The organism is Dyadobacter sp. 32 (genome assembly GCF_902506755.1).
Lineage (GTDB): Bacteria > Bacteroidota > Bacteroidia > Cytophagales > Spirosomataceae > Dyadobacter.
In genome coordinates this window covers 6,726,944-6,744,953 of sequence record NZ_LR735258.1, presented here as the reverse complement: position 1 = coordinate 6,744,953, position 18,010 = coordinate 6,726,944, and the positions used below count along the sequence as shown (strand labels likewise).

The following is an 18,010-nucleotide window of genomic DNA, read 5'->3' as shown; positions in this document are numbered from 1 at the left end:
TACAACGTACTTCAAACAGCATTTGCAATGAAAAGAAACACCCTGCTTCACCTGGCGTCGCTGTCCGGACGGTTATTGCTGATTTTTAACATCCTGTTTTTTCTAGGCATGACCTTTATCTTCATTCATGTTCAGGTTAGTCCTGAAAGTTATGCCGGTAAAAAGTTTTCGATTATTAAACCCGAAGGGACAATATTTTACGTTTCCCAGGCAGAAAATTGGGGCGATGCAAGTTCTCTTGATGGAAACATGGTTTGTTTAGAACAGTTGACAACGGCCTCATTGTACTTCAATTACCTGCAGATTGGCGCCATTTTGACGTTCACTTTTTTGAGTATCAAAGCCTTTTTATCGGTAATTCGTTCTGTTCATTTTACCGGCACTTTCAGAAGTTCGAATGTAGAAGCATTCAGAAAAATAGGTTTGTGGCTTTTGTTCATATGCATTTTATCGGCTTTCTCTTTTGTAAGTACGGATTTTATGAATCAGCGTACATTCTATTTAAGAATCACCCCACTCCTTTTGATGCTGCTGTCCTTTATTATGGCTGAAATATTTAAAGAGGGCACCGAACTTTCTGAGGAAAACCAACTAACAATCTGAGTATGCCAATAATTATTAACGTGGACGTGATGTTGGCAAAAAGAAAAATGTCAGTAACTGAGCTGTCGGAAAAGGTAGGCATTACGATGGCCAATATTTCCATATTGAAAAATGGCAAGGCGAAAGCAATCCGATTTTCCACTTTGGAAGCACTCTGCAAAGAACTGGACTGCCAGCCAGGGGATATACTGGAATACAAAAATTAAATATCCGTGATTACGAATATCCAAACAAATCGGCCCATGAATGTGCGTTAACACCTGAAGCCCGTTTGCCAATTCCAGCCTGATAAGATACGGTTTTAAGGATAGCAAATACCCGTTTGTGAAGACCCAAACCGGGGAGCGCCCCGCTTCAATCCGCTCCCAAAGATTTCGTCGGATTCGTCAGCGCAGCTTTTACCGATTCATAGCCTATGGTGACCAAGGTGATCAGCAGGATAAGGAAACCGGTAAGGGCAAACACGCTTACCCCGACTGATATGTGGTAGGCAAAATTTTGAAGCCATTGCTCCATAAGCCACCAGGATACCGGAAAAGCAATGACTATCGCTATCAATACAAGTAACAAAAAATCCTTTGTGAGCAGAGCCACCACATTGGCTACCGTGGCACCCAATACTTTTCGCACGCCGATTTCTTTTTTGCGGCGCTCTGCGGTAAAAGCAGTCAGGCCAAACAACCCCAGACAAGAAATGACAATGGCAAGAAATGCGAAATATCCGGCCAGCTCACCCACCAGCTTTTCCGACTTGTACTGTGCCTGATAGGCCTGATCCAGAAACTGATAATCAAAGGAATAACCAGGATTGAATTTCTTATAAAAATCCTCTACCCGTCTGATCGTTTCTTTTTCTTGTCCCGCACCAATTTTCGCCATCACCAGCATGGTTTCGGCCGGAGATAAATACAAAATAAACGGCCGGATCTCCTCATGCAGCGAGTTGAAATGAAAATTCTCCGTTACACCCACCACCTGCCGCTCCTGCCCTCCGATCATCACCCTTTTACCGATCGGCTCGCGAAGCTCCATCGCTTTCACGGCAGCCTGGTTGAGAATAATGCTGGAAGTTTCCGCACCATAACTCCGCGAAAAACTACGTCCCTCAGCCATTTTGATACCAATGGTTTCGATCAGATCGTAATTGACAGGCATGCGGTGAAACCGGATTTTGTCGTCTGTATTTTTCCCTTCCCAACGCACACCTGTGCCCGTGCCCGGTAACATAGCGGGAAGGATGATTTTCTGCTGGATACTGGATGCATTCACCACCCCAGCAACTGTTTTCAGCTGCGCCAGAAAGGATTCCGACTGCTCTGCAACCCTTCCATCCATTTCAAAATAGATGATATTTTCCTTGTCATATCCAAGATTTTTGTCCTGAACGTAACGGATCTGACGATACAAAACCAGGACGGAAACGATCAAAATCACGGAGACAGTGAATTGAAACACCACCAAACCCTTCCTGACCAGAAGTTCACCAAACGAACTGGCCATACCCCCTTTGAGCGAAAACGCCGGATTGAAACGGGAAAGGTGAAAGGCAGGGTAACTTCCCGCTACCAAGCCGGTGGTCATTGCGGCCGCCAGAATCATCAGGATAAGCTTCACATCCAGACGTAAGGATAGATTTTTGCCGGTCATCGCGTTGAATTCCGGAAGAATCAGCAGGATTACCAACGTGGCGATCAGCAAGGCAAAGAATGCCATAAGCAACGATTCCCCCAGGAATTGAAAAACCAGTGTGGATTTACCCGCTCCAAGTGCTTTCCGGACACCCACTTCACGCATACGCATGGAAGCCCGTGCAGTCGAAAGATTCATGAAATTGATGCTGGCAATGACCAGAATGATGATTGCAATTCCGGCAAATAAGCGCACGTAGCTGATTTTACCGCCTGTTTGGACCCCGTTTTCGTATTTAGCATACAAATAGGCGTCGGAATATTTCCTCAAAAACAAGGTAGATGTTGTGTCCTTGAATGCGGTTCGGGTCAGGGAAGCCACTTTTTGGTTGAGGACTTCCATATTTGTCCCCTCTTTGACTACAATAAAATTATTGAATGGCCCGCTGCTGCTGAGACCGTCACCCTTGGGCACGATCTGGTTCCAGGCATCGAGTGACAAAAGAAAATCGTACTGCTGAGAAGAATTGAAAGGGAAATCTTTAAAAACGCCGGTTACCAGGCACTTCCCGGAATATGCCTGCCATTTCCATTCAACCACTTTTCCCATAGCCTGCCCGGGCGAGTGAAATAGCTGCCTGGCAAGTTTATCCGAAATAGCGATGGCATTCTGGTCAGCAAGCACTTTTTCCGTGTTTCCCCGAATCAAAGGATAGGAAAATATATTGAAATAATCCTGGCTCACGAAGTTACCACCTGCACTTACCGGCTTGTTTTCTACGGAAAGACTAAATTTCTGGAACCAGATCGAGGGGGTGGTGGTAACGGCCTTTTCAACATCCGGCAGTTCTTTGAAAAGCGTTTCGCCAACACGGTCGCCGGTACTGTTGGAAGTGACGATCCGGTCTCCGCTTTTTTCGTGGATCATCACTTCATAAAGCTGATCGTGCTTTTTGTGAAATTTGTCAAAACCGAGTTCGTCCAACACCCAAATGCTAATGAGTAACGCACAGACCAACCCCGTCGAAAGACCGATCAGATTCAGCAGCGTAAACTGACGGTCTTTGAGCAAATGACGCCCGGTTGTTTTAAGATAATTCCGAAGCATGTCATAGCGGAGCATCATCATGGTAGGATTAGGTTTAATTGAATAAAAATCCGGATAGAGCACTATTCCTGAATCCTGATAAATATGACAATTTTTTAGTTTTACTGTGCAAATTCCCTGCCAATAACCTGATAACACCTCCTTAGGCCATTGACAGGTCATCGTAAGTCATTTATCGTTCGATAGCGAACACTGTCCGTCCGAAGTCGGACGTGACGGAACGGTGTGGTAAAATCAACAACGTTATTCTTTCAATCCATTTACTCCCATTTACATTGTGCCGCCATACCCCGCCTAGCTGGATGAGCAAAGTGACGGGCAAGACCGGCGCCGGGGATAATTTTGGTGTGGAGTTGAAGTACACCAATCCGGTCAATACCGGCGCCCAGTTCAATGGCAACATAGCCGAAATGCTCTGGCGGCGAAGTGCCGGGGCGTGGGTGGGCTACAAGTTTGTCTACGACGGTGCAAACAGACTGCTCAATGGTGTGGGGATAGAGGGCAACACCAATGAGGAGGTAATAGCTGGGTACGAGTCGTTCGCGACCCCGGAAAAACGGGAACATCACCGGCCTGAGCAGAAAGTTTGATGGAACCCTAAAGGACAACCTCAGCTACAGTTACAATGGCAACCAGCTCACTAAAGTGACCGATGCCAGTGGCGACGGCACTGGCTTTAACAATGGCAACTCCGGTGAGGGTGACGACTTTTCCTACGATGGAGCTGGCAACGCCACCCGCGACGCCAACCGGGGCATTGGTACCGACGGCATCAAATACAACCACCTCAACCTGGTGCGCCAGGTGGGTGTGAACGGCAAAACCATGCGTTATAATTACGATGGTGCCGGATCCAAACTAAAAATGGAGAACGGGCTAGACAACACCAAATACGCGGGCGGGGCCGGCCACCCGGGCTTTGAGTACAACAACGCAAATCTCCTCACCCGCATTGCCGTTACGACGGACCGCACCGAAGAGGGGCAGATCAATGTAACCAACAATGGCAATGATTTTACCTTTGAGTATTATCTGAAAGACCACCTGGGTAACACCCGCATGGTGATGAATGAGGCTGGAACCGTAGTGCAGGAGACGGAATATTTTCCTTTTGGGTTGGCGATTCCGAAAACGGCGGGGAGTAATAAGTATCTTTACAATGGCAAGGAAAAGCAGCCTGAGACTGGATTTCTGGATTATAGTGCTAGGCAGTATGACGCAACCATAGGGAGATGGATGGTCGTGGATAGATTTAGCGAAAAATATTTGGAGTACTCCCCATATCAGTATGCCGGGGACAATCCTATAAAATATGTGGATGAAAGTCGTACTATGATGCTAATAATCAACAGGTAACACTAAGTTATGGATATACAAACTCAGGTGGATATGGTTTCTATAAATCTGACGGAACTGTATACCAGGGAGGGGATAAATTCGTCGATCAAGTTTCTAGTGCTCTTGGTAAATTAGGTTTGGGAACTGAGGGGAGAGGTATGATAGATTTTCTTTCGAAAGATTCACAGGTAGTTTCAATTGCCAATGGTAAGAATGTTTATGACGACGCAACGAAAACGATTGGTTTCAACCCAAATAGCAATACTGATATCCCAACAGAGGGCGGCACAAATGGGATGGCAAAAGCTCCAACGTTTATTAGTTTGGGGCATGAAATGGCCCATTCGGAAGATCATCTTAAAGGAACATTGAATAGAAATACAACATGGAATGGCTACGAGGAAGCTGAGAAATATTCAACTCATAGAGAAAATCAATTCAGAGGAGAAAATGGTTTGCCATTAAGAACTCACTATGGAGTTGATGTTTCCACCGGTATTAAACGTCCGGCTAGCAATTCTGCTATAATTGATAGAAAAGGTAATAGCATGTTTTTTAAACCAATAAAGTACAGATAGTAATGAGGGCTCTATTAGTAATGATTTTTATATCTCTATTGGGTTGTAGAGTGTCTAGTACTTTTGACTTTAACACAAAAATTTCAAAAAAAATACTTGTCGCACAAGGCAAGAATAGAAGTTTTGCCATTAGAGCTTATGGAGGTCGCGAAGTATTTCTCAAAAAAATAAAAAAATTAAGTATCCGTGATTCAGATACATTATTCATGTTTGAAAGAATTGGAAATCCTGATTTAGATATTTGGAGCAATGTTTGGACATCAAAAAGAAATGTTGTTTACGAATACAGACAAGAATCAGAAATCATGAAAGACACTGTCATAAATTACAAAATATGGCAAAATAATTATAAAGGCTCCATTGAGAGATTCGATACAGCTGCAATCGACAACCACACAATATTGGGAGGTTATCGATCTTTTATAACGCAAGTGATACCAGGGAAGGCAGTGAGAACCTTTTACTTTCATGATTCGTATTCCTCTTTCACTCCTGAGAAATGATTGACACATGGCCAGGATGGATGTACGAGGCTAATAAGACTATACTGGTGGCCATTTGCCAGCATCTTCCTGCATGGAGTGAGTCGCTCAACCGTGGTCTGTGTCCTCACAGACCCTATACTAGCACTGAATATATACTCATTATCAGAATGTTATAAATTAGAATCAAATTGAAAAACCAAACGACTGTCAAAATCACTTAAACCATAAAGATTGATTTCACTGTCGTGTCATATAGCATTAAACTAGAAACGATTCAAGACGAACAAATAGAAAAAAAATACTATTCAAGCATAAAACACAGACTCACGCAAAGAATTTTACAAACCTATTACATGTCCTGGCTAAGCCTGTTGTTGCCCGGCATGGCCATAGGCCAAATCACGGGAAAAGTGTATGATGAGGATGGCAAGCAGCAGTCCATTCCCAATATCACCATCAAAGCCTATGGCATGTCGGATGCAGGTAAAATGGAACTCATCGCCCAAACCCAATCTGATGCACAGGGCAACCATAGCCTGAATGTACCGGAGGGTAAAAGGGTAGAAATCTTGTTTGAAGATGGGTCTAAAAAATGGCAGAGCGGTAGCTCTACACCCACGGTCCGTTTTGTACAAAGCCCAGCCAATGATATCAACTGGGCAGGCAGCCAGGCCGGGCAGTATGTTTCTGCCAGGCCGTTTACCGTGGCACCCGTTTACATCAATGGCAAAGGAAATGATACCCTCTCTGAGCTGGTGTCCATACCGTTCGATAGCGAACACAAGATGTCCGGCGCTGGACATAAAATTGCCATTCACCTACACCACCCGTGGCCTAAAAAAAGTCAGTTTTAAAACCTTACACGAACAGAAGTACTTACCAATTATAAAAAATGAAAAAGCATACTCCCGTTACCTAATCGAACCTTTGCGTCCAATGGAAGAAATTATAACTTCCAATAAACAAAAACGAACTATGTCGGTTAACATTCTGGATCTTGCCAAAACGTATTTCTCACCTGCCACCGTTGCAAAACTGGCAAGTTTTGTTGGTGAAAACCCATCGAACGTGCAAAGTGCATTGGGCGGAATCCTTCCATCGCTGCTGGGGGGTATTATGGACAAAGCCTCCACAACGGGTGGCGCAAGTGAAATTTTCGGCCTACTCAGGGACAACAAAGAAGAAAATATCCTGGATAATTTACCAGATCTGTTGAATAATCCGGAAAAATCTCAGGACCTTATGTCTGTTGGGTCTCAACTGTTACCACGCCTGTTTGGAAACAGAACAGGCGGAATCACTTCGGCTATTGCAGCACAAAGCGGTGCTAAAAAATCATCGGTATCATCTCTTCTGAGTATTGCCGCCCCCATCCTGCTCAGCGTCATTGGTAAACATTTCAAATCTACCGGCCTGGGACTGTCAGGACTCACCAGCCTGCTCATGGGGCAAAAGGATTCCGTACTTGGGGCATTACCTTCCGGGTTGTCAAGTGCACTCAACTTTACAGATCTGGGCGATTTCAAAGGAACTGAAACGAAGGTAACCCGCGAATGGGAAGAAAAAGATGAAAGCGGAATGCCTGGCTGGCTTCCATGGCTGATCGGCGTACTGATACTCATGGGTATCCTGTGGGGGTTAAAAACCTGTAAGAAAGAAGATACAACACACGTTAACGAAACATCGGTGGCGCTGGATTCTGCCGAATCTTCCATTTCAGAAATCGTGGATTCTACGGCCAGTAAAATTGACGCAGGTCTTGCTGCTTTGGGCAAATTCTTCAAAAGAAAATTGCCAAACGGAGTGGAACTGGACATTCCCGAGTTTGGGATCGAAAACAATCTGGTAACCTTTATCGAAGACAGCAACAAGCCGGTAGATAAGACAACCTGGTTCAATTTCGACCGTATCAATTTTGAAACAGGAAGCGCCAAACTGAGTCAGGAGTCGCTGGTTCAAACGAAAAATATCGCTGAAATCTTGAAAGCGTTTCCAAAAGCCACATTAAAAATCGGCGGATACACAGACAATACCGGTGATGCAGCCCTGAACCTCAAATTGTCACAGACCCGTGCCGATGCGGTAAAGGCTGCGATCGTCTCAGAAGGTATAACAAGCAACCGCATCGAAGCAGAAGGTTACGGCAAGGAACATCCTGTTGCATCCAATGATACGGAAGAAGGCCGGGCGCAGAACCGTAGAATAGCGATCCGGGTATTGAGCAAATAAAAGAAACTAATAATGGGGAAGAGGCTGTCTCAAAAAGGCAGTCTCTTTATTTTTTGAGAGGTATAAATTTTCTATTTTTTACGCAAACAATCTTTTGCATACTCGCTTGATTTTCTTATCTTTAGGTATAGAAAATAACGGAGATATGTCATCAAAACGGCCTACTTTCAAGCGTTACGATCAGCAGCAGATTATGCTGCTCCCCCCAAGTTTAGAAGAATTAGTTCCAAAGGATCATCCTGTTCGTGTTGTCAACGATGTGATTAACAGGATAAATATCGCACCGCTTAATGCAGCGTATCAAACAAAAGGAACTTCAAGTTATCATCCTCAGATGCTACTCAAGGTGCTGGTTTACGGCTATGTGAGCAATATTTATTCAAGTAGGAAATTAGAGGCCGCCTGTAAAGAGAGCGTTTACTTTATGTGGGTGAGTGGCATGAACTTCCCTGATCATAACACTATCAACAGATTCAGAGGGGTGCGATTGAAAGATGCTTTGCGAAGTATATTCGAGGAAGTGGTCCTGTTATTAGCTCAGGAAGGGCTTCTAAGTATTGAGGAAGTATATACTGATGGCACCAAAATCGAGGCCAACGCCAACCGATACACCTTTGTCTGGAAAAAAGCGATCCTGAGCAATAAGGAGAAAATGAAGAAGCAGCTGACCCAGATCTGGGAATATGCCCAGAGTCTTAATGATGGAGATGATCTTCCAGATCCACCTGATTTTACTACCATTGATAAAGAAAAGGTACAAGACACAGTCAATAAGCTCAATGAAGTACTAGGCAAAAAGGAAAATATCGACAAAAAGTTAAAAGCAAAACTTAACTATGTTACCAAAAACTATCCTACTAATATTGCCCGTTATGAAGCACAGGAGGCAATTTTAGGAGATCGAAACAGCTTCAGTAAGACGGATCCCGACGCTACCTTTATGAGACTAAAGGAGGATCATATGCGCAACGGTACCTTAAAACCGGCCTTCAACGTGCAAATATCAAGCTCCAATCAATACATCGTCAATTATACAATACACCCCAATCCGACCGACACCACTACATTCACGGATCATATCGCACAGCATGAAAAAAGCTTTGGAGTTGCCCCCAAAACGGTTACAGCAGATGCTGGATATGGGTCACAAGAGAATTATACCTTGCTAGAAAGCAAAGGGGTTACTGCTTATGTGAAGTATGGCATGTTTGACAAACAGCAAAGCTCAAACTTTAACAAAAAGCATCCATTCAGTGCAAACAAGCTGTTTTACAATGAAAAGAGCGATTGCTATATCTGCCCCATGGGTCAGCAAATGAATTATATCGGTGATAGCCACAGAAGAACCAGCACTGGCTTTATACAAACATCCAGAAAATACCAGGCTAAGAATTGTCACGCTTGCCCATTAAACGGAGCCTGTCATAAGTCAAAAGGCGACAGAATTATTCAGGTAAACGTGGAGCTAGAACGTCAAAAAAAGCAAGCTCACAATCTACTCAACAGCGAAGATGGAATTGCCCATCGGAAGAAGCGATGTCATGATGTTGAGCCCATCTTCGGAAACATCAAAGAGAACCATCGGTTCCGAAGATTTATGCTCCGTGGTAACGAAAAAGTTGCAATAGAGTGGGGTTTGATTGCAATAGCTCAAAATATAAGAAAGAAAGCGGCCTAAAATGCCCGGAAAATCGCGTCTCTTCGAGAAAATGGTCTAAAAAACCCGACTTCATCGTTCCTGAAAAAATATATCAATCAAATTCGGTAAAAAACCGAAAAGACCGCCTCAATACTTTTGAGACGGCCTCTTTTTTTGTAATTTCAGCTGGGGCAGATTTCGCTATTCATCTATAAACCAAATAAGCATTTACTCAGCGGAAGTGAACTTTTTCCACTTCCTATCCCTACGATTTTCACAGAAATATTCGAGCGAAAATTTCCCGCTTTAACACCGCATTTGCGTAAAGTAGTTTTTAATTTTTTCAAGAGCAACCCCTATCAAAAAAGCCAGAATAGCGGTTAAATATTCTTATTCCTGTATGTCAGCTATTCGACGTTTTCTACCCTACAAGCTTTTAGCAATTTATTTTTCTTTTATAGAATTTATCGAAGGCCCATAATGTATCAACCGGCGTACATGAATTATCGCTTTCCGCACTTCTGGCCTGGCGCAGAAGATAAATGTGCGAAAGATTAAATTAACCTTAAACCCATTTCTGTTGCATGAAACGAAAATTTTTATCAACCAGGGGCACACGTTTTGCGCTGTTTAGCACACGTTGTAGCCTGTTAATTGCCATGGCAGTCGTGACGGTCTCCGTTCAGGCTGCGCCACTTGGTCCGGAAATCCGCACCAATAAAACTTCCACCGTGCTGGAAACTGTAAAAGGAAAAGTAACCGATGACCAGGGTGCTGCCCTGGCCGGGGTAAATGTGTTGGTAAAAGGCACCCAACAAGGCACCAGTACCGACGCCGAAGGTGCCTTCAGCATCAACGTAGCCGATGCATCCTCTGTGCTTGTATTCTCGTTTGTAGGATACCAGGCGCAGGAAATTACCGTAGGTAACAGCTCAAACCTGACGGTAAAACTGCTGATCGACAGCAAATCGCTCAACGAGGTGGTCGTAACCGCTTTGGGTATCAAGAAGGAAGTCAAGGCGGTAGGTTATTCTGTAACAAAAGTGGACGGGGGCTTGTTTACCAAAACCCGGGAAACCAACGTGGCGGCTTCTCTGGCTGGAAAGGTTGCGGGTTTGAACGTATCGGGCTCCTCGGCTGGGCCAGCCGGCGCAACACGTATAACCCTTCGCGGTAACACCTCAATTAAAGGGGACAATGCACCCTTATTTATCATAAACGGCTTACCCATGAACAATACCAACTTTGGGAAAAGCAGCGGTGATAACCCGGACTGGGGTGACAACATTTCGAGCATCAACCCAGACGATGTGGAAGACATGACGGTACTGAAAGGTGCGGCAGCAGCGGCCTTATACGGTTCGCGCGCAAAGAATGGCGCCATCATTATCACTACCAAATCGGGTAAAGGCAACAAAGGTATTGGTATAGAATACAACACCAACAACACCTGGGAGGTACCATTCTTTTTGTGGGAAATTCAGAAGGAATGGGGGCAGGGATACAATGGGGTGAAACCATCTGGAGTAGGTATCGCTGCGGCTCACGGCCAAAACCACTGGGGAGGTAAGTATGACGGCTCCATGGTGGTTCAGTTGGATGGCGTGGAAAGGCCCTACTCTTATGTAAAAGATCAGGTGTTAAAAGATTTCTATGGTGTAGGTAATACCTCCTCCCACAACGTGGCCTTTACCGGCGGTGGAGACAAAGGTAATTTCAGGGTGGCTATCACCGACATGCGGAACAAGGGCATCGTGCCTAATGCAAAAATGCGTAGAGATAACATCAGCTTGAGCATCAACCAGAATGCGACCAAGAACATCTCCATCAGCGCCAACGTGGACTACATCAATGAAGAAGTAGACAACCGTTATGTATTGGAAAGCAATAATGCAAACAGCGTTGGAACCATCCTGTTTGTAAACAGCAACATGCCTACCAGTTCTCTTGCTCCTGGATACGACCCCATTACATATGCCGAAAAGGTATTAGGTACTGACCGGGGAGCCACGAATCCCTATTATGCGCTGAATCAGATCAAAAACAAATCCCAGAAAGACCGGTTTATCGCTGCGGTGAATGCTCGCTGGAACATCACCGATTGGTTATTTGCTCAAGCTAAAGCAGGACAGGACTATTTTTCTTTACAACAGAATAAGATCGTCCCAGAGGGTACAGGATACCGCCCCAATGGCCAGATCGACCAGATCAATACCCTTTTTTACGAGAGGAATTTTGAAGGTATGTTGGGGATGAACAAGGCGCTGAACAAGGAACTGAACCTGACCGTAAACCTGGGTGGCAACCTGATGTCTCAGCATAGCTCGGGCACTAACCTCAGTGGCTCTGGCATCATCACGCCCCGTCTGCATGTGATCAATAACACTTCGGTTCGCAATACCTTTACCACCACGACAGACAAAAAAATCAACTCCCTGTTTGGTACAGCCGAGCTGGCATTCAGAAACTATCTGTTTTTGAACGTGACAGGCCGGAACGACTGGTTTTCTACGCTGAGTCCTGAATCAAACAATTATTTCTACCCGTCGGCCAGTGTTAGTTATGTATTCTCTGATGCATTTGACCTGCCCAAAGCGATTAGTTTCGGAAAATTCAGAATGTCGTACGCATCTGTGGGTGGTGATACAGACCCTTATCAGCTCAATCTGACCTACGGTGTGCTTCCTTATAGCTACGAGGGCAAACCTCTGGGCACCATCAACCAGCCTGTGATGCCAAACAGAAACCTGCGCCCGTTGAGCGTAAATGAGTTCGAGGCAGGTTTGGATCTTCGCTTGTTCAACAACAAAGTAGGTCTTGATCTTGCGGGTTATAACAGGATTACTAATAATGATATTACCCAGGAAAGTATAAGTTCGGTGACAGGTTACAACGCCGCAGTGGTAACGGTGGGTTCCCTGCGTAACCGGGGTGTGGAAGCATTGTTTACCCTAAGACCAATCACAAAGAAAGATTTCAGTTGGGACATCACGTTGAACGCTGCTTACAACAAGAGTAAAATCCTGGCAATTTCCAATACAAGCAAAGAGCTTCAGCTGGCAACAGCAACGAAGGTTTTCATCAAGCATATTGTAGGTGAAGAATATTCACAGATTGTCGGACGTACCATCAAACGCGACGCACAGGGCCGGGATATCATGGATGCAAAAGGGCTTCCGATTGTACCTTCCGACGTGAAAGCTTTTGGATCAGGTATTCAGCGCTGGACAACCGGTATCACCAATACGTTCAATTATAAGTCATTCACGCTTTCTGCACAAGTGGATGGCAAGTTCGGTGGCTTGATCTACTCCAACACCAACTACAATCTGGAACACCGAGGCATGTCGTACCGCTCACTGCTGGGCAGAGAAAATGGTGTAATACTGCCAGGGGTAACTGAAAGCGGGGAAGAAAACAAGGTGCTGGTAACTGCTGCGCAGGTCAACAACCGGGATATCATTGTAAGACGTCGTGACGCCATTGATGATTACCTCTACAACGCCAGCTTTATCAAGCTTCGTTACATATCCCTGACCTATAATTTCCCAAGGGCATTCTATGAAAAAGTCGGATTTATCAAAGCAGCAAGCATTTCAGCTGTGGGAAGAAACCTTGCGATCCTGATGAAACACACGCCGGGCATAGATCCGGAAACGAACTTGTCAGCAGGTAACGACCAGGGAATCGAATCAACCCAGCTTCCGCCAACCCGAAGCTTTGGTTTTAATGTGAATTTGAAATTCTAATCAGGAACGGATAAAATTTATTTGAAATGAAAAAAATATTAAGCCTATTATTTGCAGGCAGCATGGTATTCATGACTGGTTGTGACGGCGATTTTGAAGAACTGAACAAGGATCCCAATGCCGCCACGGCAGACCGGTTCAACCCCGCATACCTGTTTACATCCTCTCAGCTTTTTTCTTCAAGAGGCGACAATGGAGCCGCTTTGCATTATGCCGAGCCATTTGTGCAACATTTTTCAACATTGAGTGATGCAGGAACATTCGATTTCTTTGGCGACAAATACGTCTATAACAAAGGAGGTAGTGAGAATCTGTGGAAAAACACATTCAATGCCGGTACTGGAGGAAGTAAACTGCTTGAAGATGTATTGGTGCTATCCAAGGACAAACCGGAGCTGAGCAATCTGTACAACATGGCCAGGATATGGAAAACAGTGATATACCATCGGCTGACAGATATGTATGGTGATGTTCCCTATTCGGAGGCCAATCAAGGCTACTACGCGCAGAATTTCAAGCCCAAATATGACTCACAAAAGGATGTTTATTACAGTATGCTTGCCGAGCTCGAAGACGCTACGGCAAAACTTGACGCAGCAAAGGGCGCCGTTACGGCCGACATTATTTACAATGGTGATGTAGCCAAATGGAAAAAATTTGGCTACTCGATGATGCTCCGTCTGGGTATGCGTCTGCAAAAAGTGGAACCGGCAACGGCGGAAGCTTGGGTAAAAAAAGCTGTTGCGGGTGGTTTATTCACTTCGGTTGACGACAATGCTTTTGTGAGATTCCCTGACAAAACCGGAGCACAAACGGATCTGACGAATGATGTAAGCTGGACATTGGCAGTATCCGGCCCTGCACCAGGAAAAATCAGTGCGACTTACTTCAATTTTCTGAAATCCAACAATGATCCAAGGCTCAAATATACCGTGGCTGTTTACTCCAACCCGGCTCAGGCTGCTACCAAAAATACCGACCCTACGATTCAAAAAGGTATGCCGAATGGTTTCAACCTGACAACCATCAAAACGGATCCAAGTTGGGACAACAGCAAAGACCAGCATCAGTATTCAGGTGTTAACCGGGACGTTTATGCTAAAATCGACGGTCCCAGAATGCTTATCACCTACGGTGAAGTACAGTTTATGCTGGCAGAAGCAACCGTGCGTGGATGGATCACCGGCGATGCGGCTGCCAACTATAAAAATGGTGTGACTGCCGCCATGAAAAACCTGGCCAAGTATGAGGCTACCGCTGTGATCACAGACGCTGAAATCACTACGTACCTGACTGCTAACCCATTCGTCGGTGTTGCCGATAAGGAAAAAGCATACGAGCAGATCAATACACAATACTGGGCGGCTTGCTTCCTGAACGGTCTCGAGGCTTTCGCCAACGTGCGTCGTTCGGGATATCCTAAGCTCACACCCATCAATTACTTCCTGGGTAACGAAACAGATGGCACCTATCCCCGCAGATTGCGTTATCCGGAGGATGAACCTGTATTGAACGCTGAAAATTACAATGCTGCTGTTACACGTCAGGGAGCGGACAACTTCAAAACACGTGTTTGGTGGGATAAGCAATAAGCTAATTTGGAGCTAATATCCAAAGATTAATGCATTCAAAACGCCGGTCTCCTTCAGAGGCTGGCGTTTTGGTTATATTTACAAATCCTGATTGCGATTGATTTCAACCGGATCTTTAACAAGTGTAATGCCACCTAGCCATTCGCAAGATAAGTTAACCATATTCATTTTTTTCAAACGCATTTGTAATACATTTGACCCAATCAAGAAAATAGTATAAATAGCTGAAAAAATTGAAATACTTCCCCGTTCCTTTTCTGCTTTTATTTCTCCTGACAGCCTGCTCTAAGAAAGAGTCGAAACAGTATACCATTGGCTTTTCTCAATGCACAGGTGCCGACAATTGGCGGAAAACGATGCAGGAAAGTATGTACCGGGAGCTGTCTTTCAGTCCAGAGATTAATTTCGTCATGACGGATGCCGGTGGCCAAAGTGAAAAGCAGATTACACAAATCGAGGAGCTTATCAAGCAAAATGTTGATCTGCTGATCGTCTCTCCCAATGAAGCCGAGCCGATTACACCCGTTGTAGAAAAAGCGTATCAAAATGGCATACCGGTCATCATTCTGGATCGGCGTACCAACTCTGATCAGTACACGGCTTATGTTGGCGCCAACAATGTAGAGGTCGGACAAATCGCCGGGGCTTACAGCAACACCCTTCTAAAAGGAAACGGAAAGGTGATTGAGATCAGTGAAAAACCAGGTTCCTCGGCTGACATAGACCGTCACAAAGGATTTATGGAAAACATCAGCCGCTTTCCCGGCATTCATCTGGTTGCGAAATTGGATGGCGATTGGGATAAATACTCGTTTGAAGGGCCGTTGACAAAGCTCCTGAAAACCAACACAGATATTGACGTCATTTTTTGCCAGAATGACCGCCGAGCGCTCGCCGCCTTTAAGGTCTGCAAAAATTTAGGCCTGGAAAAGAAGATTCGTTTAATCGGTGTCGATGGCCTTACCGGAGCCAATGGAGGCATTGATCTGGTGGATAAGGGCATTTTGAATGCCACCATTTTATATCCTACAGGCGGTGAAGAAGCCATCCGAACGGCCATTGCCATCCTGCAAAAAAAGCCCTTCAAAAGAGAAAACAGGCTTCAGATCACAATGATTGATTCTACCAATGTAAGGATCATGAAGTTACAGAGCGAAAAACTGGTTGCACAGGAACAAGACATTGAGCGCCGTCAGGAGAAGATTGAAGAGCAGCGGGCTATCTCCGAAAATCAAAGTATTGTTATTTACACCGTTTCCATCACCCTCGCTCTGGCACTTATCTTCGGGGCAATTTCCTTTTATTCTTTACGGGAAAACAGGAAAATCAACCGCCGACTGGAAGTTCAGAACCATGAAATATCAGACCAGAAAAACCAGATCGAACAACTTGCGCAAAGTGCTGAAATTGAAAATGAGGCCAAACTTAAATTTTTCACCAACATTTCCCACGAATTCCGCACGCCGCTCACCCTCATACTGGCACCGGTCGAAGACATTCTGGCGAGCGAAAAAATTCGTGATCCACTCATTAAACAAGAACTCTCCCTGATCAGAAAAAACACCTTGCGACTGCTCCGGCTCGTAACCCAGCTGATGGATTTCCGTAAACTGGGCAGTCACCGCATGCAGGTTCGCGCCGGCGAGCACAATTTGGTGGCTTTTGTGAAGGACAGTATGGTGGCATTTGAAAGAATTGCCTCCAAACACAAAATCGACTTTCAACTGATCACTTCCGAAGCCGAAATGATGGTATGGTTTGATGCTACGATGCTGGACAAAGTGATCTTCAATTTGCTTTCCAACGCATTTAAATTTACGCCTGATAAGGGAAGGGTATATTTGTATCTCAAAACTACTTCTCCTGATAAGGTGGAGATTACCGTTGAAGACAATGGCATCGGCATGACCGAATCGGAGGTGGCCCATGTTTTTGAGGTATTTTATCAGGCAGAAAGCAATTACAAGTCACTCGGTAGCGGGCTTGGACTGGCCCTTTCCAAAGAACTGATTTCTCTTCATCAAGGAACCATTTCTGTTCGCAGCCAACCCAATAAAGAAACTGCATTTACCATAGAATTGCCACTGGGCAACAGCCATTTTCAGACGGACGAATTAAGAAATGAACAGGTTGACGATTTTTCAATGGTTCAGAATTTTGAACTTAATGAGGAAATTGCACCAGCAAATCTGTCGGCAATTGGAGATATGGCAGTCAGGGAACAATCCGTTTTGATTATTGAAGATAACCATGATCTGGTTCGTCTTCTGGAGCAAAAGTTACAAACGAGCTATCAGATATTTGTTGCCAATGACGGTGAGGAAGGTTTACGGCTGGCGTTCGAACACATTCCGGATCTGATCGTATGTGATGTGATGCTACCTAAAAAGGATGGTTTAAGTGTTGCTTCCATATTGAAATCCGATTTCAGAACCTCACATATCCCGGTCATTTTACTCACAGCCCGCACCACCACCGAGCAGCAGATAGAAGGCATTCAAACAGGCGTGGATGCCTATATTACCAAGCCGTTCAACTTGTTGCATGTGCAGGAAATGATCAAAACGCTGCTCAAAAACCGCTCATTACTTCGGGAGCATTACACCAGCGAGTTACCCACCTCACCCGGCACCAATCCCAACAAACTCGACAAGAAATTCATCACACAGTTCACAGCTTACATTGAGGAGCACTACGACAACTCCGAGCTAAGCGTTGAAGATATAGGTAAAGATCTGGGCATGTCGCGGGTGCAACTTTACCGGAAGGTGAAAGCGCTACTGGGGATGAGCGTCAATGAATACATGCAGCAGGTTCGGCTCAATAAAGCCAAATTTCTCCTGCGACGCGACGATCTCACGGTAGCCGATATTGCCTATAAAGTGGGTTTCTCCTCTCCTACCTATTTCTCCACTGCATTTAAAGGAAAATATAATCAAACCCCGATGGAATATAAAAAATCATAAGTAACCTTATTTTTATTTAACATATTCCACGAATTATTATAATTAACACACCGGTGTCTTATCTCAAATGATACAATTTTTAAATCGCTTGTATC

Annotated in this window: 12 protein-coding genes and 1 pseudogene; 12 read left to right on the top strand and 1 reads right to left on the bottom strand. The window is 44.8% G+C overall.

Annotated elements, in window-relative coordinates; all coding sequences use genetic code 11:
• Positions 1-27: 27 nt before the first annotated feature.
• Together DYADSP32_RS27570 and DYADSP32_RS27565 are read left to right on the top strand one after the other, a co-directional pair.
• Positions 28-603 (top strand): DUF2975 domain-containing protein, encoded by a 576-nt coding sequence (locus DYADSP32_RS27570; RefSeq protein ID WP_149239747.1) that lies wholly within the window; start codon positions 28-30, stop codon positions 601-603.
• Positions 604-605: 2 nt separating this feature from the next.
• Positions 606-809, top strand: coding sequence for a helix-turn-helix domain-containing protein (locus tag DYADSP32_RS27565; RefSeq protein ID WP_149239748.1), 204 nt, complete (start codon positions 606-608; stop codon positions 807-809).
• 148 nt (positions 810-957) lie between these two features.
• Here DYADSP32_RS27565 and DYADSP32_RS27560 read toward each other — a convergent pair whose 3' ends face one another.
• Positions 958-3,360 (bottom strand): FtsX-like permease family protein, encoded by a 2,403-nt coding sequence (locus tag DYADSP32_RS27560; protein ID WP_414618106.1) that lies wholly within the window; start codon positions 3,358-3,360, stop codon positions 958-960.
• A 281-nt stretch (positions 3,361-3,641) separates the two neighbouring features.
• Here DYADSP32_RS27560 and DYADSP32_RS27555 point away from each other — a divergent pair, with 281 nt between their 5' ends.
• From DYADSP32_RS27555 to DYADSP32_RS27510, 10 genes and pseudogenes are all read left to right on the top strand, one after another.
• A complete protein-coding gene (locus DYADSP32_RS27555) occupies positions 3,642-3,929 on the top strand; it encodes a hypothetical protein (protein WP_149239750.1) in 288 nt (95 codons plus the stop codon).
• 55 nt (positions 3,930-3,984) lie between these two features.
• On the top strand, positions 3,985-4,695 hold the full coding sequence (locus DYADSP32_RS27550) for an RHS repeat-associated core domain-containing protein (protein ID WP_149239751.1): 711 nt from the start codon (positions 3,985-3,987) through the stop codon (positions 4,693-4,695).
• Positions 4,696-4,757: 62 nt separating this feature from the next.
• Positions 4,758-5,255: pseudogene (locus DYADSP32_RS27545) on the top strand (M91 family zinc metallopeptidase); the annotation flags it as partial.
• Positions 5,256-5,305: 50 nt separating this feature from the next.
• Complete coding sequence (locus DYADSP32_RS27540; protein ID WP_414618105.1) at positions 5,306-5,758, top strand: hypothetical protein; 453 nt, start codon at positions 5,306-5,308, stop codon at positions 5,756-5,758.
• Between the two features lie 335 nt (positions 5,759-6,093).
• Positions 6,094-6,594, top strand: a complete 501-nt coding sequence (locus tag DYADSP32_RS27535; RefSeq protein ID WP_414618104.1) for a hypothetical protein — start codon at positions 6,094-6,096, stop codon at positions 6,592-6,594.
• An 82-nt stretch (positions 6,595-6,676) separates the two neighbouring features.
• Positions 6,677-7,969: a DUF937 domain-containing protein gene (locus DYADSP32_RS27530; RefSeq protein WP_414618103.1), complete on the top strand. Its 1,293-nt coding sequence runs from the start codon at positions 6,677-6,679 to the stop codon at positions 7,967-7,969.
• 145 nt (positions 7,970-8,114) lie between these two features.
• Positions 8,115-9,647 (top strand): IS1182 family transposase, encoded by a 1,533-nt coding sequence (locus tag DYADSP32_RS27525; protein WP_149239755.1) that lies wholly within the window; start codon positions 8,115-8,117, stop codon positions 9,645-9,647.
• A gap of 545 nt (positions 9,648-10,192) precedes the next feature.
• Positions 10,193-13,357 (top strand): SusC/RagA family TonB-linked outer membrane protein, encoded by a 3,165-nt coding sequence (locus DYADSP32_RS27520; protein WP_149239756.1) that lies wholly within the window; start codon positions 10,193-10,195, stop codon positions 13,355-13,357.
• A 26-nt stretch (positions 13,358-13,383) separates the two neighbouring features.
• Positions 13,384-14,949, top strand: coding sequence for a SusD/RagB family nutrient-binding outer membrane lipoprotein (locus tag DYADSP32_RS27515; protein ID WP_149239757.1), 1,566 nt, complete (start codon positions 13,384-13,386; stop codon positions 14,947-14,949).
• Positions 14,950-15,182: 233 nt separating this feature from the next.
• A complete protein-coding gene (locus DYADSP32_RS27510; RefSeq protein WP_149239758.1) occupies positions 15,183-17,915 on the top strand; it encodes a substrate-binding domain-containing protein in 2,733 nt (910 codons plus the stop codon).
• Positions 17,916-18,010 lie beyond the last annotated feature (95 nt).

Excerpts from the sequence above, each read along its gene's own strand:
- DYADSP32_RS27570 (WP_149239747.1), top strand. The coding sequence starts at position 28 with ATGAAAAGAAACACCCTGCTTCACCTGGCGTCGCTGTCCGGACGGTTA.
- DYADSP32_RS27565 (WP_149239748.1), top strand. The coding sequence starts at position 606 with ATGCCAATAATTATTAACGTGGACGTGATGTTGGCAAAAAGAAAAATG.
- DYADSP32_RS27560 (WP_414618106.1), bottom strand. The coding sequence starts at position 3,360 with ATGATGATGCTCCGCTATGACATGCTTCGGAATTATCTTAAAACAACC.
- DYADSP32_RS27555 (WP_149239750.1), top strand. The coding sequence starts at position 3,642 with ATGAGCAAAGTGACGGGCAAGACCGGCGCCGGGGATAATTTTGGTGTG.
- DYADSP32_RS27535 (WP_414618104.1), top strand. The coding sequence starts at position 6,094 with ATGTCCTGGCTAAGCCTGTTGTTGCCCGGCATGGCCATAGGCCAAATC.
- DYADSP32_RS27530 (WP_414618103.1), top strand. The coding sequence starts at position 6,677 with ATGGAAGAAATTATAACTTCCAATAAACAAAAACGAACTATGTCGGTT.
- DYADSP32_RS27525 (WP_149239755.1), top strand. The coding sequence starts at position 8,115 with ATGTCATCAAAACGGCCTACTTTCAAGCGTTACGATCAGCAGCAGATT.
- DYADSP32_RS27520 (WP_149239756.1), top strand. The coding sequence starts at position 10,193 with ATGAAACGAAAATTTTTATCAACCAGGGGCACACGTTTTGCGCTGTTT.
- DYADSP32_RS27515 (WP_149239757.1), top strand. The coding sequence starts at position 13,384 with ATGAAAAAAATATTAAGCCTATTATTTGCAGGCAGCATGGTATTCATG.